Here is a 25,895-nt window from a genome sequence, read left to right as displayed (position 1 = left end):
CAGGAACCCGGCACTGAACATCAGTGCGATCAGGATAAAGATCATTTCACCCGCGTACATGTTACCGAACAGACGCAGGCCGAGGCTGAGCGGCTTGGAGAGCAGACCGACCAGTTCCATGAACAGATTGACGGGAATGAAGAGCCAGTGGTTGAAGGGCGTGAAGCAGAGTTCCTTGATGAACCCGAAACCCTTCACCTTGAAGGAGTAGTACACCACCATCATCAGCACGAAGGTGGCCATGCCGAGCGTCACGTTGGGGTTGGTGGTCGGGGCGATCTTCTGATAGCCGACACCGAACTGCTCCAGCGTGTAGGGCACCAGATCGACCGGCAGCAGTTTCATGGAGTTCATCAGCAGCACCCACATGAAGATGGTCAGGGCGATCGGGCCCAGCGGGCCGGATTTGCCATGAAACACCTGCTTAACGGTGTCGTCGATGAACTCGAGAATCATTTCTATGGCGTTCTGAAAACCACCGGGCTGATCACTGGTAGCCTTTTTCGCAGCCCGCCAGAACAGGAACAGAAACAGGGCGCCCAGACCGATACCCCACATCATGGAGTCGACATGTATGGACATGAAGCCCATTTCAGATGCTTCGGAGCCACTCTCAGCAAGCTTCCAGCCCAATTCCGGGTGGCGCCCGTAGGTCAGGTTGGTGAGGTGGTGATTGATATACTCAGAGGGGTTCTCGTATGCCATGGTTGATTTTTGCCTCTTCTGCTGCCGCAGCAGCCTTTGAACTTAGGAAACCGGTCAATATCAGCCCAGACAAATAGAAAATCACCAGCGCCAGCATCAGCGGCAGCCCGGAGACTTCAACGTCTTGCGTCAAAATCAGCCCCAGCCCCAGGGCGATGAACACCAGCTTGCCGATAAAACCCACGGCCAGTGACACCAGCAGACGAGCGGACTGGGTATCTCCAATGTGTCGCAGACTCATCAGAGTGAACAATCCGTGCGGAACCATATAGACCGACCCGCCCAACAGGACAGACCACCCCACCAGGGGAGAAGCGATGGCCAACAGTGCGGCTGCGATCATGATCACGGCGGTCTCCAGTAACAGACCCCTGATCATGTAGCGTTTGAATATTGTGGACTCTGCCGCCTGTCCGTCTGTCGCCACCGAAACGCCGAATATCCGCTAAAACGCGCCAAAGTATAGGGATAAGGATGAGGCTCATCAACCATTGATTGAAATTCCGCCGCAAAAATGTCAGCGGCGTGTATGAACCCGCCTGAGGCGGCTATTTCAGGTGGTTCAGAATGCCATCCAATTCGTCGAGGTTACTGTAGCGAATCACCAGTGACCCCTTGCCGCTGGACTTGTGCTGAATCGACACCGGAGCACCGATTCGATTGGCCAGTGTTTCTTCGAGTTTCTTGATGTTGGCATCCACCGGCGCTTTTCTGGCCGCCGCTTTCTGGTCACCGCCTTCCATTACCTGACGCACCAGCTGCTCTGTCTGGCGCACATTCAGACCCCGTGCAACGACTTCGTTGGCGGCTCGGGCCTGTGCCTCGCCTTCCAGCGCCAGCAGGGCCCGTGCATGCCCCATCTCCAGGTCACCGTCTTCGAGCAGCCGGCGCACTTCAGGGCTCAGATTGAGCAGGCGCAGCAGGTTGGCCACCGTCGCCCGCTTCTTGCCCACGATGTCGGCCACTTCCTGCTGGGTCAGATCGAATTCCTTTTGCAGACGCTGCAACGCAGTGGCTTCTTCAACCGGCGTCAGGTCTTCGCGCTGAATATTCTCGATCAGCGCCATGGCGATCGCATCTTCGTCGCTCGCCTCGCGCACCACGGCGGGGACCTGCTCCAGCTCTGCCATGCGCGCGGCGCGCCAGCGACGCTCGCCGGCTATGATCTCGAATCGGCTGCTGGTGATCGGGCGCACGACGATGGGCTCGATAATGCCCTGCGAGCGAATGGACGCCGCCAATTCCTCCAGCGCCTCGGTACCCATATCACGGCGTGGCTGGTATTGCCCCGGCTGCAACTGGTCAATGGGCAGGTAGCGCAACTCACCTTCGGCAGCGGACACGCCACTGTGAGTCGTCTCGGCCGGCGACGGGGTGCCGGCTTCGGACGACGATGACACCGGTACCGCCGGCTGACTGATCAGACTGCTCAGGCCTTTGCCCAGACCGCGTTTTCTGCTCGCCATGGTGTTGCTGCTTCCTGCCTCAGTGTTGTGGTTGTGGTGCGTCTTCCTGGCGCCGGATCATCTCACCCGCCAGCGCCAGATAGGACAGGGCGCCCCGCGACGACTGATCATAGTGCATGACCGGCAGGCCGTAGGACGGCGCTTCGGCCACCCGGATATTGCGCGGAATCACGGTGCGATAGAGCGTCTTGCCGAAATAATTTTTCAGCTCGTTGGACACATCATTGGTCAGACTGGTACGCGCATCATACATGGTGCGCAGGACGCCTTCGACGGTCAGTTGAGGATTGATCTCGGCCTGTATCTGCTCGATGGTTTCGAGCAGCGCGGCAATGCCTTCCAGCGCAAAATATTCGCACTGTACCGGTATCAGTACGCCATCCGCCGCGGTCAGCGCATTGACCGTCAGCATATTGAGCGACGGCGGGCAGTCCAGAATGATGACGTCATAGTCATCGCGCAGCGGCGCCAGCGCTCTTTTGAGACGCTGCTCGCGCTCGGGCATGGACAGCAATTCAACCTCGGCAGCCGTCACATCACCATTGGAGGGCAGCACATCGTATTGCCCCTCGGGTGAGGCCTGCAGGACTTCTTTCGCTGCAACGCCTTCTATCAGGACATGATAAAGGTGCTTTTCAAGCTGGCTTTTGTCCACGCCACTGCCCATGGTGGCATTGCCCTGAGGGTCCAGATCCACCAGCAGCACACGTCGCTTGGTCGCAACAAGGGAGGCCGCGAGATTGATCGCCGTCGTGGTTTTGCCCACGCCACCCTTCTGGTTGGTGACGGCAATGACTTTTTTCATGCATTCACTCCGGTTTCCTGCTGCTCTGAGGGTTGGCAAGGGTTCAGTCATGCAGTCCGAGGCGGACCAGATGACGCTCTCCGGGCACGCCCGGCACATGCAGTTGTTGCACGGCGAGCACATTGACATCGGCGGGCAATGCCGCCAATTCCGCCTCTGGATACTGACCTTTCATGGCCAGAAACTGTCCTTCAGGGGCAAGCAGGTGTCGCGACCACTGCACCATGTCACCCAGGGTGGCAAAAGCACGACTGGTGATCGCTGAAAAGGGTTCAGCGGTAAAGGATTCCACACGCGCCTGTGTGGTTGCAACCTGTTTTAGTCCGAGCTCCAGAATCATCTGGCGAATGAAACGGATCTTCTTGCCGTTGCTGTCCAGACAGGTGACCTGGATGTCCGGTCGGACGATGGCGACCACAACGCCCGGGAGGCCGGCGCCCGTGCCGACATCCAGCAGGGTACCGGCCGACAGAAAGGGCACAATGGCCAGACTATCGAGCAGATGGCGGTGGATCATCTCCAGCGGGTCGCGTACGGCGGTCAGATTGTAGGCCTGATTCCACTTGCTCAGGCCAGCATGAAAGGCCAGCAATGTGTCGATCTGGTGCGGCTCAAGCTGCACCGCCAGGGTGTCGGCACCTGCCTGCAGGGCCGCGCGATATTTGGCTTCGCTCATCAGGCTGACTTGCGCACGGCAGCGTGCTTTTTCAGGTGCACCAGCAGCAGGCTGACCGCCGCTGGTGTGACGCCGGAAATACGACTGGCCTGGGCCAGCGTTCCCGGCCGCGTCTGGATCAGCTTCTGGCGCACCTCATTGGACAACCCGCTGATCTTGTCGTAGTCCAGATCGTCCGGCAGCAGGGTGTTTTCGTGGCGGCGCAGTTGTTCGATTTCTTCCTGCTGGCGCTGAATATAGCCGGCATACTTGATTTCCGTTTCCACCAACTCGGCCACAATATCAGTGATCGGTTCGGCAGGGTCAGCCAGCGCCGCCACATCACGATAGCCGACCTGCGGCCGCTTGAGCAGTTCAAGTAATGAGTATTCCCGCTTCAGTGGCTGCTCCAGCCAGGCAGTCGCCTGCTCGGCTTCCGGGGTGTCGGGGTGGATGAAGGTGGTGCGCAGGCGCTCGCGTTCCCGCCCAATGGCTTCCTGCTTGGTGCAGAAGGCGGCCCAGCGCTCATCATCCACCAAGCCCAAAGCACGACCCTGTTCGGTCAGTCGCTGGTCGGCATTGTCCTCGCGCAGCAGCAGCCGGTATTCGGCGCGGCTGGTAAACATACGGTAGGGCTCGCGGGTGCCCATGGTGATCAGGTCATCAATCAGCACGCCCGTGTAGGCTTCGTCACGACGCGGATACCAGGGTTCGGCCCCGCGAGCGCGCTGCGCTGCATTGAGGCCTGCCAAAAGCCCCTGGGCACCGGCTTCTTCATAGCCAGTGGTGCCATTGATCTGGCCGGCAAAAAACAGGTTGCCGAGAAAGCGCGTTTCCATCCAGTGACGCAGGTCCTGCGGGTCGAAATAGTCATATTCGATGGCATAGCCCGGGCGGGTGATATGGGCCTGCTCGAATCCCTTGATGCTTTGGATGAAGGCCGTCTGCACATCAAAGGGCAGGCTGGTCGATATGCCATTGGGATAGAGTTCGTTCGAGTTAAGCCCTTCGGGCTCGACAAAAATCTGGTGCGACGACTTGTCGGCAAAACGCACCACCTTGTCTTCAATGGACGGACAATAGCGCGGACCCACACCCTCGATATTGCCGCTGTACATGGCGGACTTGTCGAGGTTGTCGCGAATGATCTCATGCGTGCGCTCGGTGGTATGCGTGATATGGCAACACACCTGCTCGGGGTGCTCTTCCACCCGCCCCATATACGACATGACGGGCAGTGGCGTGTCACCCCACTGCTCTTCCATCGCGGAAAAATCCACGCTGCGGGCATCAATCCGGGCCGGCGTGCCGGTCTTCAGGCGACCCACCCGGAAGGGCATTTCGCGCAGGCGCTCGGCCAGTCGGTTGGCCGGCGCATCGCCCATGCGGCCGCCCTGATAATGGTCCTTGCCCACGTGGATGCGACCACCCAAAAAGGTGCCTGCGGTCAGCACCACGGTGCTGCCTTCTATCCGAATACCGGTTTGCGTAACGACCCCGGTCACCCGGTCACCTTCAACCATCAGGTCATCGGCACCCTGCTGAAAAATCCACAGATTTTCCTGACCTTCGACTATGTCACGAATCGCTGACCGATACAGTTGGCGATCGGCCTGCGCGCGGGTCGCACGCACGGCAGGCCCCTTGCGGCTGTTGAGCACCCGAAACTGAATACCGCCCCGATCCGTCGCGCTGGCCATGGCGCCGCCCAGGGCATCGATTTCCTTGACCAGATGACTCTTGCCGATGCCACCGATGGCCGGGTTGCAGGACATGACGCCAATGGTTTCGATGTTGTGCGTCAGCAGCAGGGTCCGGACGCCCATGCGGGCAGCGGCCAGAGCAGCTTCGGTACCGGCATGGCCGCCACCTATGACAATGACATCGAAACGGCTGGGAAAATTCACGGAACGCCTCATTGAGTGTGATGGATTCAGCGGGCTGCTCATTATACGGATAAAAAGTGCACAGCAAAGGCCTGTGCCGAATGAGCTTCCAACAGACAGGCTTGGACAGGGCCCCGATTGCACCCTAAACTGATCATGCGATCAAATAATAATAGACTCAGGCACATCACACATGACCACGATCATCAGACTTGTGGCCCTTGCGGGCGCCATGCTGCTGTCACTCAATGCGATTTCGGAAGATTTTCCCAACCGTCCAATCACCATGCTGATTGGCTTTACTGCCGGAGGCAGTACAGATGTGCAGGGCCAGGTATTGGCGGAGATCATGGCAGAGCAACTCGGCCAGCCAGTCAATGTGGTTCATTTCCCCGGACAGGGGTCCAGCCTGGCAGCAGCCATGCTGGCTGAAAGCAGGGATCAGGGTTACGTCTTCCAGTATGGGCTCTCGCTGCCGTTTGTACTTACACCGCTGACGTCTCCCACCTCCTACGATTATGAGAGCTTCCGCTTTGTCGCCGGGTTGACGCTGCACCAGTCGGCTCTGGTGACCGCCGGAGACTCGCTTTTCGCCAGCCTGGAAGATTTGATCGAATATGCCCGGGAAACAGGTGAACTCAGCTACGCTACTCAGACGGTGCAGGACCGGATTCTGATGGAAGCCATTGCCCGACAGGAGGGTATCCGGCTCAATATTGTGCCGACTTCTGGCGGATCCGAGATGGCGCCGCTGGTGATCTCCGGGGAAGTGGCGCTGGGTTACAGCGGCGGCACCCACAGTGGCTTTACAGACTCGGGAGAAATGCGGGTGCTGGCGGCGCTGACCCGGGAGCGACTGGCCGACTATCCCGACGTCCCCACAGTGAGTGAACTGGGGTATCCCCATGACCTGCATGCCTTTCGGGTGCTGGTGACGCCGGCCGATACGCCGGACCACCATATCGAAATACTGGCCAGTGCCGCCCGGGCAGCCACCCGGGACGAACGGTTTGTTGCTGTGGCCGAGGACGTAACCCGTATGCCGGTCGTCTATATCCCGGAACCGGAACTGGATGCGGTGTTTGAACAACAGGTGAGCGAACATGAACAAATGCTCCGGGAGTAAAACGATGCGGCTTGCCCGATACATGGCTCTGATCGGGTGCCTCTGGCTGACGGGTCTGCCCGCCGCCATGGGCAGCGACAGCTTTCCTTCAAGGCCGCTCACCATGCTGCTGGGGTTCAATCCAGGTGGCAGCACTGATATGCAGGCTCAGGTACTGGCAGAGATCATGGCCGAAGAGCTGGGCCAGCCGGTGGAACTGCTCTACTACCAGGGACAGGGTGGCGGCAATGCAGCAGCCATGCTGGCAGCCAGCCAGGACGGCGGCCATGTGTTCCAGTACGGGCATGCCAGTCCCTTCCTGATCACGCCACTGATATCCGATACCTCTTTCGCTCTGGACAGCTATCGCTTTGTTGCGGGCGTCCTGGAGGCCCAGTTTGCCTTTGTAACCGGCCCCGATACGCCGTTTTCAACCTGGGATGAAATGATTGCCTATGGCCGCGAACAGGGCGAGTTGACTTATGCCACCCAGAGCCCGTATGACCGGTTTGTCATCGAATCCATCATGCGGGAAGAAGGTATTGCTGTGCGCGTTCTCCCCACGACCGGCGGTGCAAGCATGGCACCCATGATCATCAATGGAGACGCTCATTTCGGGATCAGTGGCGGCACCCACACCGCCTACACAGACAACGGTGACATGCGCCTGCTGGCCAGCCCCAACCGCGACCGGCTGATGGCCTATCCGGAGGTACCGACGCTGTCTGAACTGGGCTACGCTATCGAGGTGCTGAGTTATCGAGTCCTGGCCGTGCCGGCAGATACACCGGAAGAGCATGTCATCCGGCTGAGTGCGGCAGCAAAACGCGCCACTGAAGATCAGCGGTTTATCGAGGTTGCCGAGTCGCGCACCAAAATGCCGGTGGTCTTTGTCGGCGAAGAAGAGCTCAACATGGTTTTCGCCGAGCAGGTACGTTTGTTCATTGAGGCACTTGAGGCTCGCTGAGCCGACCCGCACTTTCTGCCTGTATCTTGCACCCGGAATTGGCTATTCTTTTTACAGTAGTCGAAATCGAGCATCACAGAATGCTCACGGAGCAGAACGATGCGGATGGTTCCTTGTCTGGCCCTGCTGGTGTGTCTTGGACTTGCGGCCGTTACCGATGTACTGGCAAATGAAAGCTTCCCCTCCAGGCCGCTGACACTGCTGATCGGGTTCAACCCGGGTGGCAGCACGGACATCCAGGCTCAGGTATTGGCTGAAGTCATGGCTGAGGATTTGGGCCAGCGGGTAGACATACTGCACTTTCCGGGCCGCGGTGGCGGCAATGCGGCGGCCATGCTGGCCAGCAGCCAGGTTGGCGGCTATGTCTTCCAATACGGGCACTCCAATCCTTTTGTCTTCACACCGCTGACCGCCGTCACATCCTACACTATAGACAGCTATCGCTTTGTCGCCGGCGTCGCTCTGGAACAGTCGGCCTTCGTCACCGGCCCCGATACGCCGTTTGCCAACTGGGAAGACATGCTCGCCTATGGCCGGGAGCGTGGCGATTTGATTTATGTGACCCAGAGCCAGTATGACCAACTCCTCATCGAATCCATCATGGAAGAAGAAGGCATCAACCTGCGCATTCTGCCCACCAGTGGCGGTGCCGACATGGCACCACTGATCATCAATGGCGAGGCTCATTTCGCCTTCAGCGGCGGTACTCACAGCGGTTACACCGACAGTGGTGAGATGCGCATGCTGGCCAGCCCCACGCGCGATCGCCTGATGGGCTATCCTGACGTTCGGACACTGCATGAACTCGGCTACGATCTGGAGATGCATACCCACCGGATCATTGTGGTTCCCGCGGACACTCCGGAGGAGCATGTTACCCGCCTCAGCGAGGCTGCCCAGCGGGCGACTGAAGACCAGCGATTTATCGATGTCACCGAATCACGCACCAGAATGCCCGTCACCTTTATCAATGAAGACGACCTGAGCGCACTGTTGGCCGCGCAGACGGTACAGTTCAGCGAGGGACTTCAGGGACGCTGACGCGCCCTTCTGCCTGTAACTCTCCCCGGGAATTGACTATTATTTCTTGAAATGATGATGCATGAGTGTCTCAGGATGCTCACGGAGCAGAACGATGCGGATGGTCCCTAGCCTGGCCCTGTTGGGGTGTCTTGGACTTACGGCCGTGACCGGAGCCCTTGCAAGCGACAGCTTTCCCTCGCGAACGCTGACGCTGCTGATCGGGTTCAACCCGGGTGGCAGCACGGATGTTCAGGCTCAGGTGCTGGCCGAGATCATGGCTGAAGAACTGGATCAGCCGGTAGACATACTGCACTTTCCAGGCCGTGGTGGAGGCAATGCCGCCGCCATGCTGGCAGGCAGTCAGGACGGGGGCTATGTCTTCCAGTACGGGCTGTCCAATCCCTTCGTGTTCACACCCCTCACCACAGCCACCTCCTACGATCTCGACAGCTATCGTTTTGTCGCCGGCATCACCCTGGACCAGGCGGCCTTTGTGACCGGCCCGGATACGCCCTTTTCCACCTGGGAAGACATGCTCGAGTTTGGCCGGGAGCAAGGGGAGCTGATCTATGCGACACAGAACCCGCACGACCAGTATGTCATCGAGTCCATCATGCAGGGAGAAGGCGTATCACTGCGCATGCTGCCCACAACCGGAGGAGCCGGCATGGCACCGCTGATCATCAACGGCGAAGCTCATATCGCGTTTAGTGGCGGCACCCACAGCGCCTATACCGACAGTGGTGAAATGCGGATACTGGCCAGCCCAACCCGCGAGCGCCTGATGGCCTATCCGGACGTGCCGACATTGGGTGAGCTGGGCTACGACATGGACATGCATGCCTACCGGGTGATCGCAGTACCCGCTGATACGCCGGAGGAACATGTGAGCCGTCTGAGCGCCGCCGCAAAGCGAGCGACAGAAGACCAGCGGTTCATCGAAGTTACCGAAGAGCGCATCCGCATGCCCGTCACCTTTGTGGATGAAGCCAAGCTGACCAGGCTCTTTGCCGAGCAATTGGAGCAGTTCAGCAAGATAGGCGAAGTCTCTCAGGAGCGCTGATTGCGCAAGCAGGCCCGTGCCGCCTGCTCGATGCCCTGCAGGCGCCTCATATCGGCAGCATGCAGCGTGATATGCCCGATCTTGCGTCCTGGCCGCGGTACTTTTTCATAGTCATGCCAGGCCGCACCGGGTATGGACAGCAACTCGGTCACATTCGGCCGCTCACCATAGACATTGAGCATCACCACGGCTTCCCGGGTTTCCGTACTGCCCAGCGGCAGGCCGCACACGGCGCGCACATGGTTTTCAAACTGGCTGGTGCGCGCACCTTCGATTGTCCAGTGCCCGGAGTTGTGAACGCGCGGAGCAATCTCGTTGGCCAGCAGTTGCCCTTCGACACAGAAGAATTCGAACGCCATGACCCCGACATAATTCAGATGCTCCATGACGCGCCCGGTATAGTCTTCCGCCAGTGACTGCAGGCGATGGCCCGGCGCCGGTTGTGAACGGAACAGGATGCCGGCATCGTGCTCATTCACCACCAGGTCATAGAACCGCATCTGCCCCTTGGCAGTGCGCACGCCCAGGCAGGAGACTTCCTGCGAGAAGTTCACAAAGCCTTCCAGCACACAAGGCAGTGCCCCCAGCTCGGCATGAGCCCCGGCAACATCGTCCTGATCGCGCAGAACTTTCTGACCCTTGCCGTCATAACCCAGGGTGCGGGTTTTCAATACGGCCGGCAGGCCGATTTCCCGGACGGCCTGATCCAGATCTTCCTGACTGTCGATCCGGGCTACCGGTGGCAACGGGATATCCAGATCACGAAACAGTGACTTTTCCGCCCAGCGATCCCGGGCCGTGGCCAGTGCCTCTGCCGGTGGGTGCACCGGCACCTGCTCCGCCAGTTTCGCGACGGACTCCGGCGGGATGTTTTCGAACTCGAAGGTGGCCACATCGACCTGCTGCGCCAGCGATGCCATGGCCTCCAGATCATCAAAGTCGGCCACCAGATGATCGCCGAACCGCTGCCCACAGGCGTCGCGGCTCGGATCCAGCATCACCGTGCGTATGCCCAGCGGCGCCGCAGCCAATGTCATCATCCGACCCAGCTGGCCGGCGCCTGCTATACCCAGAGTGGTCATGGTGTCGGCTCCGAAGGATCGGGGCGGGCCAGCACCTTGTCCGTCTGCGCCTGCCGAAAATCCTGCAACCGCTGTTGCACCTGAGTGTCCTGCAGCCCAATGATGGCGCCCGCCAGCAACGCCGAGTTGATGGCGCCCGCCTTGCCAATGGCCAGAGTACCCGTGGGAATCCCCGCCGGCATCTGCACGATGCTGAGCAGTGAATCCATGCCGTTCAGGGCTTTCGATTGCACCGGCACACCCAGCACTGGCAGAGCGGTCTTTGCGGCACACATGCCGGGCAGGTGAGCGGCACCGCCGGCCCCGGCAATAATGACCTGCAGACCGCGGGCCACCGCCTGCTCTGCGTATTCGAACAGCAGATCCGGCGTGCGGTGCGCCGATACGACCCGGGTCTCATGGGGAATACCCAGGTTGTCCAGCGTTTCTGCGGCGTGCTGCATGGTTTCCCAGTCTGAAACGGAACCCATGATGACACCTACTTTGGGTGCACTCATTCAGTCTGTCCTCGAAATTTGTCGATCCTGATTGGCGACGCGGTCTCTGATCAGGGTTTGTGGTTGCGCGGGTCATGGAGGATACGGATCGGTTGCCGACCCTCCGCGTCCGTGTTGTCCGCCAGCCGGGAAGCCGGCTGAGCAGCGACCTGCTCTGCAGTACCCTTTTCGTTGAAACCGCACTCAACGCACTCCCGGTACTGGCCTTCGCCGTCGCTGGACAGTTCGGCCCGCATTGAATCCTGACTGCCACAGGCCGGACACACCGCGCCTGCAATGAATCGCATGACCATATTCAGATACCGAGAATGAAAAGCGGCATTGTACCAGAATAGGCGTAAAGGTCAGAGGGTGAGTCGGCTGACTTGCCGCACCAGATTGGTAATTTGCTCTCGGGATCTGGCGGGCACATCATTGAGCAGTGAGCCCAGAAAGCCCATGCGCTGGTGCTGCAACATGCGCATGCGAAAGAAGCAGGTGCCGTACATCAGCCAGATGGGTGCGATCCCGGTCGCTGCCCACAACCGCAACGCCATCACGACACTGAAATGGGGCTCCTCGCCCGAGTCTTCATAGCGGCACAGGGTGCGCTGGGTGGTGCCCAGCATCTCGGCCATGTCATCCTGCGAGCAACCCACCACCTCCCGGAATTGCCGCAACCCCTGGGCCACCAGTTCATAGTACTGATCCAGTTCAGCCTGCACGTCTGTGGCTTCCGGCCAACTGAAGACGGTGAGAATTTCCGGCTTGGCCAGTTTCCGATCCAGATGCTCCTCCAGGATGTCGACCAGAGCGGCAAACTGAATATCACTGGCACGGCCGGCAAATATCTGCAACGGCAACCAATCGGAGCGAATGTGCAGCGTGCTGAACAGGGACTCATAGGCACTGCCCAGAAAAAAATAGGGAAAGGGAACGCCGGTCACCTGCATGAACCGGGCAGTGGTGCTCATTTTGGGGAAGGAGCCACCCTGCTCGTAGTTGCGATACTGCGTTCGAGACACCCCCATCACATCCGAGATCGTCATCTGACCCCAGCCAAATTCCGCCCTCAGACGACGCAGATTCTGGGCATAGCATTCACCAATGCCCACCTCCAGTGCCGTGAAGTCCAGCATTCGGGGTTTGTATTCGGCCCGGATCCGGTCAGCCACCGGCTTCAGGTTATGTGTCATGACAGCGACTGCACCCGCGGGTAACCGCATACCAGGGTTTGAACACTATTGTGCGAATCCTTGTACTTTCCGCAAGTCGTCGAACCCTGTTCTGTGCACTGGTTCCTGTTTCCTTTGGCAGTCGAGTAGACAGAAGTTGTCATTCTGAGGGCTGTTTTTGGCAAGTATCGGACATAAAACCGGGGAAGGAAATAACATACACTGCTCTTGTTCTGCCTCACCAGGGACGGTGTCACCAGGGACGGTGGCCCACAGCATGACAGGTCTTGTGCGAGCCTGATCGCTGAGGGTGCAGAAAGGATTCTGCAATTTTTGGAAAATGAAAGAGCACCATGCTTGCGGAACAGGGACACAGCTTTCAGCAACAGTAAGCACCCTCTTGTCCCGACCTGGCCCGGCCACCTCAATGGTACCGGGTCTTTTTTATGGCACGGGATCCGTTCAATGCTCTTCCTGTTTCGAGAGATGGCGGCGGGCCAACCGGTCGTGCATTTCTGTCGAGTCCTGGTGTCGTTCATGGACTTTTTCTTCCAGGAAGTCGACCACCAGTCTTTGCAAACGGACCTTGCTGAGGCGATTGATGTTGGTGATCCCGCCCGGGTTGCACACGTTGACCTCCAGTATCTTGTCACCAATCATGTCCAGCCCGACGAAATAGAGCCCATCACGCGCCAGCTTGGGCCCCACCTTGCGCAGGATTCGCTTCTGGCTTGCCGTCATGGTGTAGGCATGGGCACTGCCGCCGGTCTGTAAATTGGCGCGAAACTCACCGTCTGCGGGCTTGCGGTTATAAGCACCGATGAAGCGCCCGTTGAGCATCATCACCCGTACATCGCCCTGATCAGCACCTTCGATAAACTCCTGCAGAATGACGTAATTGCGCCCGCCATCAATGTAGAAGTCGAGCAGTGAATTGATATTGGTCATGGCGCTTTTTTCAAGCACGATCACACCGCGACCGCCCGAGCCATCCAGCGGCTTGAGAATCATGCGGTCATCTTCGGATTCCTCGATCATGCGCAGCAGATAGTCCTTGTTCTTGGACACATGCGTGATCGGCAGGAATTCGTTGTCCGGATCATGAAAGGTGGTGGTATAGAGCTTGTTGTTGGCCTTGCGCAGGCCATCCACTTCATTGACCACCATGGTCAGGTCTTTCACCGAGTCGAGAAAATTGTAGGTGATAGGGTCAATCGGCGGGTCTTTGCGGATGAAGATGACATCCAGCGCCTGCAGCGGAATCAGCTTGTCCTCCAGCAAGGCCTTCTTGTGAAAGGAGGCAATCTGCTCCGGCACCTTGTCTCCGGGCATGCGCACCCGCTTCAGGAATCCCAGGACCGCATTGTTGCGCACCGTCAAGTTGCGTACATACAAGACCGACACCTTGTGGCCGCGCTGCATGCACTCCTGCATCATCAGCAGTGTGGAACTCTTGCCGGGCTCCATATTGGCCCAATCTTCAATCAGAAAACCTACATGCATTCGAACTGTCCTGTGGTATTTGACTCAGCCGGTATTGCGCATTCCGGCGGCGATGCCTCCGATGGTCACCATCAGGGCCTTTTCGATCACGTCCATGCGGGCTTTGGACCACCCTTCCCGGTCGCCCTCGCGCTCCCGCGCCAGCAACTCGATCTGCAACCAGTGCAGTGGCTCGATGTAGGGCTCGCGCAACAGGATACTTTCCCGGTTCCACTGGTCTCCACGCATCAGCACCTCTTCACTGAGCAGCGCTTTCAACGCCGCCGCATCTGCCTGCAGCCGATCGGCGAGCGCCTGGCCCAGCGGCTGCAGTTCAGCCGGCACCAGTCGTTCCGCATAGGCCCGGGACAGGTCAGCATCGGTCTTCATGAAGACCATTTCCAGCATGGCCAGTCGCGAGGCGAAAAACGGCCAGTCACGGCTCATGCTGTCCAGCGCGGCCCGATCGCCGTCGTCCTGCGCCTCGCGCAGCGCTTCGACAGCGCCCAGCCAACTCGGCAGCAGCAGTCGATTTTGCGACCAGGCAAAAATCCAGGGTATGGCGCGCAGCGACTCCACACCACCCCCCTGCTTGCGTTTGGTCGGTCGGCTGCCCAGAGGCAGCTTGGCCAATTCCTGTTCGGGTGTCGCGGCCCGGAAAAACGGCACGAAGTCCGGGTCATCTCGTACCACACCGCGATAACGTTGACAGGAGTCAGCGGCCAGCCGGTCCATCAGGTCACGCCAGTTGCCCTCCGGTTCCGGTGGCGGCAATAACATGGCTTCGAGCAGCGCGCTGGCATACAACTGCAGGCTGCGCACGGCAAGATCCGGAAGACCGAACTTGAAGCGAATCATCTCGCCCTGCTCGGTCACCCGCAGGCCGCCTTCCACCGAGCCGGGAGGCTGCGACAGTATGGCGGCATGCGCCGGACCGCCCCCGCGGCCGATACTGCCGCCCCGACCATGGAACAGGGTAAGCGTCATGCCATGGTCACGCACCAGCTTCACCAGCGCTTCCTGGGCCCGATACTGCGCCCAACTGGCCGCCAGAACACCGGCATCCTTGGCCGAGTCGGAGTAGCCGATCATGACATGCTGGTGTCCCTGGGCATAGCCTCGATACCAGTCGATCTCAAGCAGCGCGCCCATGGTATCCGGGGCACCATCCAGGTCCGCCAGGGTTTCAAACAGGGGAGCGACCGGCATGGGCCAGTCGACACCACATTCGCGCAGCAGCAACTGCACCGCCAGAATGTCCGAAGGCTGGCTGGCCATCGAGATCACATACAGCCCGAAAGATTCCTGCGGAAAGCGGCTGATGGTGCGACAGGTGGCGAGCACTTCTTCGGTGTCTGCCGAGGGGGACCAGCGGGGCGGTATCAGAGGACGCTTGCTGGCCAGTTCCCGCAGCAGGAAGGCCTGCTTGTCCGCTTCTGCCCACTGTGTGTAGTCACCGAGGCCCAGATAGCGCGTCAGTTCACCGATAGCTTCCAGATGCCGCTCACTGTGCTGACGGATGTCCAGGCGCTGCAGACTGGCGCCAAACGTCACGACCCGACGCAGGGTATCGCGCAGACGTCCGTTGGCAATGGCATCCAGCCCGCAGGCCAGCAGCGATTCATGGCAGGCCTGCAGTGGTGTATAGAGGGCGCTGTCGCTGAGCAGGCAGTCGTCGAGGTTGACCCGGTCACCCGCCAGCCGTCGATGGATCGCGTCCTTGGCCTGCAGCAGCCGATTGCGCAGTGACTTGAGCAACGCCCGATAGGGCTCGGGGCCATCGCCGGCCAGGGTGCGGAACGAGTCGGTACAGGCGGCCATGGACAACTCGGAGCCAAGCTCGTGAAGATCCTCGGCAAACAGCTCGGCCGCTTTCCAGCGCGCCAGCAGCAGAACTTCTTCGGTCACCGCAGCGGTGACATTGGGGTTGCCGTCGCGATCGCCTCCCATCCAGGAAGAAAAACGCAAGGGCTGGGCCTGCAACGGCAATTCCAGGTCATGTCGTGCCAGCGTTTCTTCGTAGTCCCGGATAAAGCGCGGCGCGGCTTCCCACAGCGAGTTCTCGATAACGGCAAAGCCCCAGCGCGCCTCATCAACAGGCGTCGGCCGTCGGGAACGGATTTCTTCGGTATGCCAGGCCTGGCTGACCAGCTCTTCAATACGCCGGTCTGTTGCCTGCAGCAGCGCCGGGTCTGCACCCTCGTCCCAATGCTCCAGTTGGCCGGCCAATTCGCTGTATTTGTGGATCAGCGTACGCCGGGTGACCTCGGTGGGATGAGCCGTCAGCACCATATCCATCTGCAGTCGATTGACCGCAGCCTGCAGCGCCTCCTGCGGTTGACCGTCCTGTGCCAAACGTGCCAAGAGATCGAGCAGCGGGTCCGGATAAGGCTGTGACGCCCGCCCCACCGGCGATACGGTATGGTGCTGCTCGGCGATATTGGCCAGATTGAGAAACTGGGTGAAGGCCCTGGCCTGCGTCAGCAACGACTCGTCAGGCAGCTCTCGGAACACCCGGGCCATGTCCTGACGGGCGTCGGTATGGCCTTCGCGCGCTGCCTTGCCCTGCTGGCGCAGCGTCTCGATCTGCGCCAGACACTCTTCGCCTTCGGCGCGCGCGATGGTACGCCCGAGGAGTTCACCCAGACGACGGACCTGTTGTCGCAACTGTGCATGTGCAGCCATATCGCCTCTATTCCTCAAACCTGCTGTTCACGCCTGCCCCCCGGAGGAGAGCATAGCAGGGTCAATGCCGAGCTCATTGAGCGCCGCATCATAGCGTTCGTAAGGTGCACAGTCGAAAACCAGACCCGCCCTCGCCGGCACCGTCAGCCAGGCATTGGCGGCCAGCTCTTCTTCCAGTTGCCCGGCACCCCAGCCGGAATAGCCGAGACATATCTGATAGCGATCATGGCCGGAACCCTGTGCAATGGCTTCCAGAATATCGCGTGACGTCGTGATACCCCAGTGATCATTGTTCACCGTCGACTCCCAGTCACCCCTATCGCCATGCAGCACAAACCCGCGCTCGCGCATCACCGGCCCGCCAAACACCAGAGGCGGCGCCTGCTGCAGCCCGGGGCCATCAATGCCCAGGTTCTGCAACAGTTCGATCTGGGTCATGGCAACCGGCTTGTTGATGATAACGCCCATGGCGCCGTCATCGTCATGCTGCACAATATAGACCACGGCGCGCGCAAAAAAGGCGTCCTGCAATAGCGGCATGGCGACCAGCAGGTAATGGGTGAGTGGGTGCTTCATGCAGACGGCACCATTATTCCACTATGGCGCAACAGGGCGTCAATCTCTGGCGCGCGGCCCCGAAACGCCTTGTAGAGCTCTTCGGCAGGCGCCGAACCGCCCTGTGCCAGAACCGTCTGGCGAAACTCCTGTGCGGGTGCAGGTGCAAAAAGACCCTCCTCTTCAAACCGGCTGAAGGCGTCGGCACTCAGTACCTCGGCCCACTTGTAACTGTAGTAGCCCGCAGCGTAGCCGCCGGCAAAAACATGCCCGAAGCTGTTCTCGAAACGCTGCCAGGGTGCCACGGGGACCACGCACACGCGGTCTCTGACGTCCTGCAGCGTACGACGGACAAACGCAACATCGGCGTCCGGTGTCCAATTGACATGCAGCTCCAGATCAAACAGTGAAAACTCCAGTTGCCGAACCATCTGCATGGCTGACTGGAAGTTGCGCGCCTTCAGCATGCGCTCCAGCAAGTTCTCGGGCAGTGGCTCACCGGTGTCGACATGACCCGAAATAAAGGCCAGTGCTTCCGGTTCCCAGCAGAAATTTTCCATGAACTGGCTGGGCAACTCGACCGCATCCCAGGACACGCCCTTGATGCCACTGACAGACCCTTCGTCGACTTCAGTGAGCATGTGATGCAATCCATGCCCGAACTCATGAAACAGGGTAGTCACCTCGTCATGGGTCAGCAAACCCGGCCTGCCGCCCACCGGGGCCGTGAAGTTGCAGTTGAGGAACGCCACCGGCAACTGCAGGCCAATGTCGGTGCGCCGGCGACTGCGGCAGTCTGCCATCCAGGCACCACCCCGCTTGCCCTGTCGGGCATAGGGATCGAGGAAAAAGCGGGCCACGGTGACGCCCTGCTCCTGCAAGGCGAACAGGCGCACGTCCGGGTGATAGGTATCGAAGTCCTGTTCTTCAACGATATCGATGCCATACAGTCGGCGTACCAGCTCGAACATACCGCTTAGCACCCGGTCGACCGGGAAATAGGGCTTGAGCTGTTCTTCAGAAATGGCATAGCGCTGCTGCTTGAGGCGCTCGCTGGCCCAGGCCAGATCCCAGGGCTGCAGTTCATCGAGACCCAGCTCTTCAAGCGCAAAAAGGCGCAATTCCTCCAGTTCGGTGCGTGCCTGTGGCAGCGCGCGGTCGGCCAAGTGGAGCAGAAATTCACGCACTTCCGATACTGACGACGCCATGCGTGTGGTCAGGGCCTCTTCAGCGAAATTGTCGAACCCCAGCAGGTTCGCCGCTTCATGGCGGCGGTGCAGGATCTCGACCATCAAGTCACTGTTGTCCCACTGGCCGGCATTCGGCCCCTGATCCGAGGCCCTGGTATTGAAGGCCTCATGAACGGTTTGCCGCAGTTCCCGATCATTGGCGTAGGTAATGATCGGCAGATAGGAAGGAAATTCCAGATTGATCAGCCAGCCCTGTTTGCCCGCTGCCTCAGCGTTGGCAGCCAGCGTATCAAGCGCGGTATCCGGCAGACCTTCCAGGCGGCCTTGATCCTCGACCAGCAATGACCAACCCTGGGTGGCATCCAGCAAGTGCTCCGAAAACTGGTTGGACAGCGTCGCCAGCTCTGACATCAGAGTACGGAATCTGCCCTGCTGCTCGGCTGGCAAATTGATACCGGCCAGCTTGCCGTCGCGCAACGCATGCTCGACGACCGTCTTCTGCGCCGGCGAGAGACTGTCCCAGGCCGGGCCGCTGCGCAAGGACTGATAGCGGGCATAGAGCCCGGGGTGCTGCGCTGCCTCGGTCTCGAAGTCGGTCAGTTTTTGCACCACGTCGCGATAGACATCCCGCCATTCCGGTCGATCTCGCACGCTGGCGAGATGACTGACCGGTGTGAACGCCTGTTCAAGTTCGTCCCCCGACTGTTCCAGTGGTGCCACGACAGTCTCCCAGGTGGCGGGGCCGGTATCGGCGGCAATGGCCTCGATCACGGCCCTCGACCGGGTGATCAGGGTGTCGACGGCAGGCAGCACCTGCTCTGCCTGCAGCCTTGAAAATGGCGGCAGTTCGGACGCAGTCAACAGAGGGTTGGCGTCAGCAGTCATCAGGGTGTCCTCACAAGTGTTTCTGCTATAGTGGGGTCGTTTTCCTTCAGGATCAATTGCAGAACCGACCATGAGCAGAATCAGTTTTCGAGACAAGGCCCCGCGCACCGGCGAACGCGTAATGATCGACCCACTCGCTTTTGTGCTCGGAGACGTGGAACTGGGGGACGATGTCTCCGTTTGGCCGGGCGCCGTGATTCGCGGTGACATGCACGCTATCCGGGTGGGTGCTCGCACCTCGGTGCAGGACGGCGCCGTGCTGCACATCACCCATGCCAGTGACTACAACCCGGGTGGATACCCACTGGTTATCGGCGATGATGTCACCATCGGCCACCAGGCCTGCCTGCATGGCTGCACGCTGGGCAACCAGATTCTGGTGGGTATCGGTGCCCGGGTACTCGACGGTGCCGTGGTTGAAGATCAGGTAGTGATCGGGGCGGGCACCCTGGTCCCCTCGGGCAAGACACTGGAAAGTGGCTTCGTTTACATGGGCAGCCCGGCCCGGCAGGTACGGGCATTGAGCGACAAGGAGAAGTCTTTCTTCCGCTACACCGCCGCCAACTATGTCCGCCTCAAGGACGAATATCTGGAAGCCGGAATCCACCGACGCAACAGCGGTCGCTGATCGGACGGCCTACTTTCCACTCAGCTTTTTGCGCAGCGCCGCAAGCACCGGAGCCGCGTCCGGCCGCTGGCCGGTCCACAGAGTGAAGGACTCGGCGGCCTGGCCGACCAGCATGCCCAGCCCATCCATGCAGCGCGGTACACCCTGTGCACTGGCCCACACATTGAAGGGGGTTGCGTCAGCGCTGTACATCATGTCATAGCAGGCACTGACGCCCGCCATGACAGCAGCATCAATGGCGGGGATGTCGCCCTGCAGACTCGCTGCCGACCCATTGATGACGATATCCCAACCGGGGCTGACAGTGTCAAACCCGCCGCCCGTGAGTTCGGTACCGCAGGCCTGCGCCGTATCTGCAAAGTGCTCCACCATCTCTTCGGCGCGCGCCGGTGTCCGATTGGCGACGTGCACTGCAAGGGGCTGAGCTTCCAGCAAAGGTTCCAGGACGCCCCTGACAGCCCCACCGGCACCGATCAACAATACGCGCCTGCCTTCCAGAACAAGCCCCTGAAGGTGCGTCAGATCATAGAGCAGACCTGCGCCGTCAGTATTGTCACCCAGCCACTGACCGGGTCGATCCGGATCCTGGAGCAGCGTGTTCACCGCCCCGGCGCGGCTGGCCCTGGCCGTCAGGTTCGCCACCCACTGACAGGCGGTTTCCTTGTGCGGCACGGTCACATTGAACCCGTGCATCCCGGCCTCGATGAGTTGCTGAACCCGCGCTTCGAAAGCATCCTCGGGAATGTCTATGGCCTCGTACTGAACGCTCAGGCCAAGGTCACGGGCGAATTGATGATGGATGTCAGGCGACCGGCTGTGGCTGACGGGGTGACCGAGCACTGCGAAATGATAGTTCATAGCCACTCCTTGCGGGTCAGAAAAGTCTGCAGCAGTTGCTGCTCTGCGCTGCCGTCTTCCGGGGTATGGCCATAGTGCCACTCCACTCTGGGAGGCAAACTCATCAGAATGGACTCAGTTCGCCCACCCGACTGCAGCCCGAACAGCGTACCGCGATCATGGACCAGATTGAACTCCACATAACGCCCGCGCCGCACCGCCTGCCAGTCGCGCTCGCGAGCCCCGAAAGGTGTTGCCTTGCGCCGCTGAACAATAGGCAAATAGGCATCAACAAAGCCACCACCAACGGCCTGCATGAAGGCGAAGCAGGTTTCAAAGCCCCAGTCGTTGAGGTCATCATAGAAGAGCCCGCCGATACCTCTGGGCTCCTGCCGGTGTGGCAGGTAGAAATACTCATCACACCAGGTCTTGTAACGCGAATAAACATCGGCACCGAACGGCAGACACAGATCATGTGCGGTCTGGTGCCAGTGCACACAATCCTCGCTGAACCCGTAGTAGGGGGTGAGGTCAAACCCGCCGCCAAACCACCATACCGGGTCGGCACCGGGTTTCTCCGCGGCAAAAAGGCGCACATTGGCATGGGCCGTCGGCACATAGGGGTTGCGGGGGTGAATCACCAGGGACACCCCCATGGCCTGCCAGCGCCGCCCCGCAAGCTCTGGGCGGTTGGCCGCCGCCGAGGGGGGTAGCTGGTCACCCTGAACGTGGGAAAACCCAACACCGGCCTTCTCGAACACCTGCCCTTCTTCCAGGATACGAGTAGCCCCCCCTCCCCCCTGGGGTCTTACCCATACATCTTCGACAAACTGGTGGCCGGGGTCTTCCGCTTCCAGTGCCGAGCAAACCCGGTTCTGGAGCTGAGTGAGGTAGTGTCTGACTGGGTGGAGTTCCATCAATGCCTCTGTGTTATTCAACGGAATGTCAGCGCAATATGGCGCCAGTGGCCAGGTCCCGGATGGTCGAAGGGCGAGTGGCTCCGCCGGTCCTGCCCGGCACATACAACTCGACGGAGTCCCCCAGCCATTGCCTAACCTGCCAGCCATGTCGGGCCGCCCGATGCCCACTGCGGTTGGCGCTGGTAGACACCAGGGGCACACCGGTTGCCCGGGTCAACTGGCGCACGGTCGGATGGGCACTGAGGCGCACGGCCAGGCTGTCATGCTGACCGGTAATCCAGTATGGCATTCCCGGCGGGCGCGGTATCAACCAGGTCACCGGGCCAGGCCAGGTTTCCCGCAGCTGGCCTTGCTGCTCGGCGGACAGATGCGCCAGCCAGGGTGCCAGTACCCACCAATCTCCGGCAACCAGAATCAAACCTTTGGCGACCGGTCGCTGCTTGAGCGCCAGCAGCCGGGTAACGGCGGTGGCATTGAACGGATCGCAGCCCAGCCCCCAGACGGCCTCGGTAGGATAGGCCAGCAGACCGCCGCCAAAGAAAACCTGCCGGATGGGTTCCGGCGCAAGCCAAGTCATTGATATGCCGTACTCTGTTGCCTAGCGTGACCGGCATTGTACTTCAGGGCCCGCGCAGACGCACATAGCTGCCGCCTTGCGAACCTACCAGCCCGGATATTTCCAGTTCCAGCAGAGGTTCATAAAGCTGCTCGGGTGGGCAGTCCAGGGTGACCGACAAGGTTTCCAGCGCTGTGGGAAGTGTGCCAATGGCCTTGAAGACCCTGGCCTGGAAATCGGTCAGAGCCTGATCTGCCGGCTTCGCTGCAGCCACCTCCAGGTGACCGAACAGATCGGCGACATTGTGCCATTGATCGACCAGCATGGCGCCATCCTGAATCAGTCGGTTGGTACCCTGACTGCCCTCTTCATGCGGATGTCCGGGCAGGGCCAGTACTTCCCGCCCATATTCTGCAGCCAGTCGTGCCGTGATCAGGGAGCCACTGCGTTGCGCTGCCTCTACAACCAGCACGGCTTCGGCCAGAGCAGCAACCAGCCGGTTGCGTTTCGGGAAGTTTCCGGCATAAGGCGGCGTGTCCGGCGGCAGTTCCGACAGGATAGCACCCCCGGATGCCAGAATGTCGTCCACCAGGCCCACATGAGAGGTCGGGTAGACATTGTCCAGGCCGCTGCCCAGCACGGCCAGGGTTTGCCCACTCGCTGCCAGAGTGCCCCGGTGTGCTGCTGCGTCGATACCTTTTGCCAGACCGCTGCTGATGATCAGGCCGGCGGCGGCCAGTTCCCGACACCAGTCATGGGTCAGTCGGCGATTGGCTGCACTGGGTTTGCGACTGCCAACCACGGCCAGATGCGGTTGATGCAACAGAGCACTGTCACCGCGCAGATACAAAACGGGCGGCGGGTCCGGCAGGATTTTCTGGAGCACGGCGGGGTAGTCGTCATCTGTGGGGGTCAGCAGACGGTTTCCGGGGCGGGCGGCCCAGTTGGCAATGGCTTTCAGTTCAGGCAGTTGGCCCCAGGGGTCGCGCATGGCGAGGACCGTGCGCTGGGCAAGATCCATGGACCAACCCAGTGTTATGAGTTCCGATGGTGAACAGTGCAGAAGCGCGTCTGCTGTGCCACGGATTTCCAACAGGCGGCAAAGTCGTGGTCCGGACATACCGGGAACCAGATGCAGCACCAGCCAGGGAAGTTGTGAAGCTTCAATCTGCATACCTTCATCCTTGTCAGCAGTTCAAGAAAAGTCCCGGGCGATGACCGGAAACAACATCTGTTCTGCCTTTGGTAGCACCCGACGCATCCCTGGTCGGGTCTGTTTCATGTCAGTCCACGGCCAGTCGTCAGGGCAAACTGGACAGATCCGGAGACTGAATCTGATCACCAACGCGTATGGTATTGGTAGCGGTCAGGATCAACCCATAGGACAACCGATCAAACACCCGGAAAACCATCAGGCTACCGGTGCGGTCTCCCGGCAATTGCAACACATCATTGTTCAACGGATCTCTGATCTGATCGCCCGGCCGCGCCACGTCGAATACATGACCTTCCTCGACGCCATCGACTGTGCCGCGATTCAGCAGCACCACATTGAACTGACCAATCAGTTGCCCACCGTCGGCGACATTCAGAATCTGGCCCCGCACATCCGGATCGGGTGCCGACGGGAAGAACACACTGCTCGGTGACTCTCTGCTGATCAGCAGCAACCGGTCACTGACACGAATGTTCTGCTGGCTCTGGGTCAGTTGCACCCGCGCTATGTCACCCTGCAGGGTCTCGAGCTCACCCAGACCCAGGCCAATGGCTTCGATGCCAAGCGTTTCACCGGTTTCGGAATCGATGTAGCGTTCACCGCGCCGGAACACTTCATACACATCACCCGGTTCGCCCCAGCTGCCACGGGCGTAAACCCGATCACCGGCACCCAGCACGATCCGGCCTTCATCGCCACCAACCACATACGCCGCTTCTTCCAGCGTATCTTCCGAGACAATCAGGCTGCGATTGAGAAAGGCGGAAATCCGCTCTCGGGGGATAGTCGGAATGGCACCTTCCAGCGGCTGAACCCGGACCGTCGGGCTGAGCCTGACTACGCCGTCATCATCCATATCTTCGGCCGTCAGCCGAACAGGCCGGTCGGCACGATCATCAATGGTCAGACGTGGTTCACCGTCAACATAGGTAAGCCGCAGCACATCCCCGGGGAAAATGAGATGAGGGTTATCCAATTCGGGGTTGATCAGCCAGATATCTTCCCAGCGCCAGGGTTCGCTCAGATACATCGCAGCAATATCCCACAGCGTGTCACCACGCTGTACGGTATATCGCTCCGGAACATCATCACGAAGCTGCAGGGTGTCTGCCCAAAGGGTCGGCATCAGGACCACACTGAGGGCGGCCAACGGACCGAGGAGCCATTTTTTCATTATTTCAGTCCCTACCGGTTGTGGGTCTTGGCCTTCCGAATGATGTATAATCATGGCCAGTCTGTGTCTAAGCTTAAACCAATTTGGCCACCCTGAAAACGCACCAGAGGTGCAGTTGCGCCGGATAGTGCGGTTCAGGGGGCTCCCGATGGCCAGAAATGTGGTCCGGTTCAAAGTTTGTACAGGCTGAAAATGGCTCACTATACCGTCGCGAGACACTGATTATCATGGCTAAACTCGACATTCTGGAATTTCCCGACCCCCGGCTGCGCACCCAGGCCAAGCCGGTGGACCGGGTAGATGATACCATCCGCACGCTGTGCGATGACATGCTGGAAACCATGTACGATGCGCCCGGCATCGGCCTGGCAGCGACTCAGGTCAATGTGCACCAGCGCATTATTGTGGTGGACGTGTCGGAAGACCAGAACGAGCCCCACGTGTTCATCAACCCCGAGCTGGAGCTGCTGGGTGAGGATATTCAGTACCCGGAAGGCTGCCTGTCGGTGCCCGGGTACTATGAAGAAGTCACACGCAAAGACCACATTCGCGTCAATGCGCTCGATCGGAATGGTGAGCCGTTCACCATGGAAGCCCGTGACCTGTTGGCGATCTGCATCCAGCATGAATGCGATCATCTCGCCGGCAAACTCTTCGTGGATTATCTGTCGACGCTGAAACGGGGCCGTATCCGCAAGAAGCTGGAAAAGGCCCACCGCTCAATGGCATGACTGCAAGTGCGCAGTGGAGACGCCCGTTCTGCTCTGCGCCACTGCTGATCACCCACCCAATGCAAGGATTCCCGGTATATGGAGCAGGCGCTGCGCATTGTGTTCGCTGGCACGCCAGAGTTTGCGGCACTCCCTCTCGCCCGAATGCTGGCACAGGGCATCAGGCCCATTGCTGTCTATAGTCAGCCGGACCGCCCGGCAGGCCGTGGTCGCCAGCCGATGGCGTCACCGGTCAAGAAGGTCGCTGAAGAGGCCGGCATTCCGGTACTGCAACCCCCCTCACTGAAACAGCCTGACGCCGTGGCAGAGCTGGCTGAGCTGAAGCCGGATCTGCTGATCGTGATCGCCTATGGCCTGCTGCTGCCGGCCGACATTCTGGCCATACCCCGACTCGGCTGTGTCAATGTACATGCCTCTCTGCTGCCGCGCTGGCGCGGTGCGGCGCCTATTCAACGGGCCATTCAGGCCGGAGATACCGAATCAGGCGTGGCACTGATGCTGATGGACGAAGGCCTGGATACCGGCCCGGTGATGCTCAGCGAAGGCACGGCCATCAAGGCCGACACCACTGGCGGCCAATTGCATGACACCCTGGCCGACCTGGGCAGTCAGGCTCTGCTGACCTTTC

The 25,895-nt window shown here is 60.0% G+C and carries 26 protein-coding genes; 7 read left to right on the top strand and 19 right to left on the bottom strand.

The window, feature by feature from the left end; all coding sequences use genetic code 11:
• From atpB to mnmG, 6 genes are all read right to left on the bottom strand, one after another.
• Positions 1–705 (bottom strand): F0F1 ATP synthase subunit A (gene atpB, locus LAT62_RS09770; RefSeq protein WP_293382704.1); only part of this gene is annotated, 705 nt, incomplete at its 3' end.
• Positions 683–1,084, bottom strand: coding sequence for an ATP synthase subunit I (locus tag LAT62_RS09765; protein ID WP_293382701.1), 402 nt, complete (start codon positions 1,082–1,084; stop codon positions 683–685). The genes atpB and LAT62_RS09765, both read right to left, overlap by 23 nt.
• A gap of 169 nt (positions 1,085–1,253) precedes the next feature.
• Positions 1,254–2,171, bottom strand: coding sequence for a ParB/RepB/Spo0J family partition protein (locus tag LAT62_RS09760; RefSeq protein ID WP_293382698.1), 918 nt, complete (start codon positions 2,169–2,171; stop codon positions 1,254–1,256).
• A gap of 19 nt (positions 2,172–2,190) precedes the next feature.
• On the bottom strand, positions 2,191–2,976 hold the full coding sequence (locus LAT62_RS09755; RefSeq protein WP_293382695.1) for a ParA family protein: 786 nt from the start codon (positions 2,974–2,976) through the stop codon (positions 2,191–2,193).
• A 43-nt stretch (positions 2,977–3,019) separates the two neighbouring features.
• On the bottom strand, positions 3,020–3,652 hold the full coding sequence (gene rsmG, locus LAT62_RS09750) for a 16S rRNA (guanine(527)-N(7))-methyltransferase RsmG (RefSeq protein ID WP_293382692.1): 633 nt from the start codon (positions 3,650–3,652) through the stop codon (positions 3,020–3,022).
• Positions 3,652–5,538 (bottom strand): tRNA uridine-5-carboxymethylaminomethyl(34) synthesis enzyme MnmG, encoded by a 1,887-nt coding sequence (gene mnmG / locus LAT62_RS09745; protein WP_293382689.1) that lies wholly within the window; start codon positions 5,536–5,538, stop codon positions 3,652–3,654. The genes rsmG and mnmG overlap by 1 nt, the downstream gene beginning before the upstream one ends.
• Positions 5,539–5,710: 172 nt before the next feature.
• Between mnmG and LAT62_RS09740 the strand changes: the two genes are divergently transcribed.
• The 4 genes from LAT62_RS09740 to LAT62_RS09725 all read left to right on the top strand — a co-directional run bounded on the left by LAT62_RS09740 (position 5,711) and on the right by LAT62_RS09725 (position 9,675).
• Positions 5,711–6,643, top strand: coding sequence for a tripartite tricarboxylate transporter substrate binding protein (locus LAT62_RS09740; protein WP_293382686.1), 933 nt, complete (start codon positions 5,711–5,713; stop codon positions 6,641–6,643).
• Positions 6,644–6,647: 4 nt separating this feature from the next.
• On the top strand, positions 6,648–7,589 hold the full coding sequence (locus LAT62_RS09735) for a tripartite tricarboxylate transporter substrate binding protein (protein ID WP_293382683.1): 942 nt from the start codon (positions 6,648–6,650) through the stop codon (positions 7,587–7,589).
• Positions 7,590–7,688: 99 nt separating this feature from the next.
• Positions 7,689–8,630, top strand: coding sequence for a tripartite tricarboxylate transporter substrate binding protein (locus LAT62_RS09730; RefSeq protein WP_293382680.1), 942 nt, complete (start codon positions 7,689–7,691; stop codon positions 8,628–8,630).
• A 94-nt stretch (positions 8,631–8,724) separates the two neighbouring features.
• Entirely contained in the window at positions 8,725–9,675 is a 951-nt protein-coding gene (locus LAT62_RS09725) for a tripartite tricarboxylate transporter substrate binding protein (protein ID WP_293382677.1), read from the top strand.
• On the opposite strand, the gene LAT62_RS09720 is transcribed toward LAT62_RS09725, so the two are convergent.
• The 8 genes from LAT62_RS09720 to LAT62_RS09685 form a co-directional block, all read right to left on the bottom strand.
• Positions 9,663–10,757, bottom strand: coding sequence for a 5-(carboxyamino)imidazole ribonucleotide synthase (locus LAT62_RS09720; protein ID WP_293382674.1), 1,095 nt, complete (start codon positions 10,755–10,757; stop codon positions 9,663–9,665). The two genes, LAT62_RS09725 and LAT62_RS09720, sit on opposite strands and share 13 nt — an antisense overlap.
• Complete coding sequence (purE, locus tag LAT62_RS09715; RefSeq protein WP_293382671.1) at positions 10,754–11,254, bottom strand: 5-(carboxyamino)imidazole ribonucleotide mutase; 501 nt, start codon at positions 11,252–11,254, stop codon at positions 10,754–10,756. The genes LAT62_RS09720 and purE overlap by 4 nt, the downstream gene beginning before the upstream one ends.
• A 50-nt stretch (positions 11,255–11,304) precedes the next feature.
• Positions 11,305–11,541, bottom strand: a complete 237-nt coding sequence (locus LAT62_RS09710) for a YheV family putative zinc ribbon protein (protein ID WP_293382668.1) — start codon at positions 11,539–11,541, stop codon at positions 11,305–11,307.
• Between the two features lie 57 nt (positions 11,542–11,598).
• Positions 11,599–12,429, bottom strand: coding sequence for a helix-turn-helix domain-containing protein (locus LAT62_RS09705; protein ID WP_293382665.1), 831 nt, complete (start codon positions 12,427–12,429; stop codon positions 11,599–11,601).
• Between the two features lie 441 nt (positions 12,430–12,870).
• Positions 12,871–13,911 (bottom strand): glutathione synthase, encoded by a 1,041-nt coding sequence (gene gshB / locus LAT62_RS09700; protein ID WP_293382663.1) that lies wholly within the window; start codon positions 13,909–13,911, stop codon positions 12,871–12,873.
• Positions 13,912–13,935: 24 nt separating this feature from the next.
• On the bottom strand, positions 13,936–16,575 hold the full coding sequence (gene ppc, locus LAT62_RS09695) for a phosphoenolpyruvate carboxylase (RefSeq protein WP_293382660.1): 2,640 nt from the start codon (positions 16,573–16,575) through the stop codon (positions 13,936–13,938).
• Positions 16,576–16,602: 27 nt separating this feature from the next.
• Positions 16,603–17,151 carry a YqgE/AlgH family protein gene (locus tag LAT62_RS09690; protein ID WP_293382657.1) on the bottom strand — a complete coding sequence of 183 codons (549 nt, stop codon included), beginning with the start codon at positions 17,149–17,151 and terminating at the stop codon, positions 16,603–16,605.
• Complete coding sequence (locus tag LAT62_RS09685; protein ID WP_293382654.1) at positions 17,148–19,205, bottom strand: M3 family metallopeptidase; 2,058 nt, start codon at positions 19,203–19,205, stop codon at positions 17,148–17,150. The genes LAT62_RS09690 and LAT62_RS09685 overlap by 4 nt, the downstream gene beginning before the upstream one ends.
• A gap of 70 nt (positions 19,206–19,275) precedes the next feature.
• Here LAT62_RS09685 and LAT62_RS09680 point away from each other — a divergent pair, with 70 nt between their 5' ends.
• On the top strand, positions 19,276–19,833 hold the full coding sequence (locus tag LAT62_RS09680) for a gamma carbonic anhydrase family protein (RefSeq protein ID WP_293382651.1): 558 nt from the start codon (positions 19,276–19,278) through the stop codon (positions 19,831–19,833).
• 9 nt (positions 19,834–19,842) lie between these two features.
• Here the strand turns inward: LAT62_RS09680 and aroE are convergent, their stop codons facing one another.
• The 5 genes from aroE to LAT62_RS09655 form a co-directional block, all read right to left on the bottom strand.
• Positions 19,843–20,691, bottom strand: a complete 849-nt coding sequence (gene aroE, locus LAT62_RS09675; protein ID WP_293382648.1) for a shikimate dehydrogenase — start codon at positions 20,689–20,691, stop codon at positions 19,843–19,845.
• A complete protein-coding gene (gene hemF / locus LAT62_RS09670) occupies positions 20,688–21,587 on the bottom strand; it encodes an oxygen-dependent coproporphyrinogen oxidase (protein ID WP_293382646.1) in 900 nt (299 codons plus the stop codon). Before hemF ends, aroE begins: the two co-directional genes overlap by 4 nt.
• Before the next feature lie 28 nt (positions 21,588–21,615).
• Positions 21,616–22,167 carry a Sua5/YciO/YrdC/YwlC family protein gene (locus tag LAT62_RS09665; RefSeq protein WP_293382643.1) on the bottom strand — a complete coding sequence of 184 codons (552 nt, stop codon included), beginning with the start codon at positions 22,165–22,167 and terminating at the stop codon, positions 21,616–21,618.
• Positions 22,168–22,210: 43 nt separating this feature from the next.
• Positions 22,211–23,320: a DNA-processing protein DprA gene (gene dprA, locus LAT62_RS09660; protein ID WP_293382640.1), complete on the bottom strand. Its 1,110-nt coding sequence runs from the start codon at positions 23,318–23,320 to the stop codon at positions 22,211–22,213.
• A 127-nt stretch (positions 23,321–23,447) separates the two neighbouring features.
• Positions 23,448–24,536, bottom strand: coding sequence for a LysM peptidoglycan-binding domain-containing protein (locus LAT62_RS09655; RefSeq protein ID WP_293382637.1), 1,089 nt, complete (start codon positions 24,534–24,536; stop codon positions 23,448–23,450).
• A 227-nt stretch (positions 24,537–24,763) separates the two neighbouring features.
• Between LAT62_RS09655 and def the strand changes: the two genes are divergently transcribed.
• Both def and LAT62_RS09645 read left to right on the top strand, forming a co-directional pair.
• The gene (def, locus tag LAT62_RS09650) at positions 24,764–25,267 is read left to right on the top strand and encodes a peptide deformylase (RefSeq protein WP_293382634.1); all 504 of its coding nucleotides are present in this window, start codon (positions 24,764–24,766) and stop codon (positions 25,265–25,267) included.
• 78 nt (positions 25,268–25,345) lie between these two features.
• A partial coding sequence (locus tag LAT62_RS09645; protein ID WP_293382631.1) for a methionyl-tRNA formyltransferase occupies positions 25,346–25,895 on the top strand: 550 nt, incomplete at its 3' end.

It is taken from the genome of Natronospirillum sp. (genome assembly GCF_022565775.1).
Lineage (GTDB): Bacteria > Pseudomonadota > Gammaproteobacteria > Pseudomonadales > Natronospirillaceae > Natronospirillum.
The sequence above is the reverse complement of the archived record's forward strand: the minus strand, read 5'-3'. Positions and strand labels throughout refer to the sequence as shown.

Excerpts from the sequence above, each read along its gene's own strand:
- LAT62_RS09725 (WP_293382677.1), top strand. The coding sequence starts at position 8,725 with ATGCGGATGGTCCCTAGCCTGGCCCTGTTGGGGTGTCTTGGACTTACG.
- LAT62_RS09680 (WP_293382651.1), top strand. The coding sequence starts at position 19,276 with ATGAGCAGAATCAGTTTTCGAGACAAGGCCCCGCGCACCGGCGAACGC.
- LAT62_RS09765 (WP_293382701.1), bottom strand. The coding sequence starts at position 1,084 with ATGATCAGGGGTCTGTTACTGGAGACCGCCGTGATCATGATCGCAGCC.
- LAT62_RS09705 (WP_293382665.1), bottom strand. The coding sequence starts at position 12,429 with ATGACACATAACCTGAAGCCGGTGGCTGACCGGATCCGGGCCGAATAC.
- LAT62_RS09735 (WP_293382683.1), top strand. The coding sequence starts at position 6,648 with ATGCGGCTTGCCCGATACATGGCTCTGATCGGGTGCCTCTGGCTGACG.
- LAT62_RS09760 (WP_293382698.1), bottom strand. The coding sequence starts at position 2,171 with ATGGCGAGCAGAAAACGCGGTCTGGGCAAAGGCCTGAGCAGTCTGATC.
- hemF (WP_293382646.1), bottom strand. The coding sequence starts at position 21,587 with ATGGAACTCCACCCAGTCAGACACTACCTCACTCAGCTCCAGAACCGG.
- LAT62_RS09690 (WP_293382657.1), bottom strand. The coding sequence starts at position 17,151 with ATGAAGCACCCACTCACCCATTACCTGCTGGTCGCCATGCCGCTATTG.
- ppc (WP_293382660.1), bottom strand. The coding sequence starts at position 16,575 with ATGGCTGCACATGCACAGTTGCGACAACAGGTCCGTCGTCTGGGTGAA.
- LAT62_RS09720 (WP_293382674.1), bottom strand. The coding sequence starts at position 10,757 with ATGACCACTCTGGGTATAGCAGGCGCCGGCCAGCTGGGTCGGATGATG.
- LAT62_RS09685 (WP_293382654.1), bottom strand. The coding sequence starts at position 19,205 with ATGACTGCTGACGCCAACCCTCTGTTGACTGCGTCCGAACTGCCGCCA.
- LAT62_RS09755 (WP_293382695.1), bottom strand. The coding sequence starts at position 2,976 with ATGAAAAAAGTCATTGCCGTCACCAACCAGAAGGGTGGCGTGGGCAAA.
- LAT62_RS09740 (WP_293382686.1), top strand. The coding sequence starts at position 5,711 with ATGACCACGATCATCAGACTTGTGGCCCTTGCGGGCGCCATGCTGCTG.
- LAT62_RS09730 (WP_293382680.1), top strand. The coding sequence starts at position 7,689 with ATGCGGATGGTTCCTTGTCTGGCCCTGCTGGTGTGTCTTGGACTTGCG.
- purE (WP_293382671.1), bottom strand. The coding sequence starts at position 11,254 with ATGAGTGCACCCAAAGTAGGTGTCATCATGGGTTCCGTTTCAGACTGG.
- LAT62_RS09655 (WP_293382637.1), bottom strand. The coding sequence starts at position 24,536 with ATGAAAAAATGGCTCCTCGGTCCGTTGGCCGCCCTCAGTGTGGTCCTG.
- gshB (WP_293382663.1), bottom strand. The coding sequence starts at position 13,911 with ATGCATGTAGGTTTTCTGATTGAAGATTGGGCCAATATGGAGCCCGGC.
- def (WP_293382634.1), top strand. The coding sequence starts at position 24,764 with ATGGCTAAACTCGACATTCTGGAATTTCCCGACCCCCGGCTGCGCACC.
- LAT62_RS09665 (WP_293382643.1), bottom strand. The coding sequence starts at position 22,167 with ATGACTTGGCTTGCGCCGGAACCCATCCGGCAGGTTTTCTTTGGCGGC.
- aroE (WP_293382648.1), bottom strand. The coding sequence starts at position 20,691 with ATGAACTATCATTTCGCAGTGCTCGGTCACCCCGTCAGCCACAGCCGG.
- LAT62_RS09710 (WP_293382668.1), bottom strand. The coding sequence starts at position 11,541 with ATGCGATTCATTGCAGGCGCGGTGTGTCCGGCCTGTGGCAGTCAGGAT.
- dprA (WP_293382640.1), bottom strand. The coding sequence starts at position 23,320 with ATGCAGATTGAAGCTTCACAACTTCCCTGGCTGGTGCTGCATCTGGTT.
- rsmG (WP_293382692.1), bottom strand. The coding sequence starts at position 3,652 with ATGAGCGAAGCCAAATATCGCGCGGCCCTGCAGGCAGGTGCCGACACC.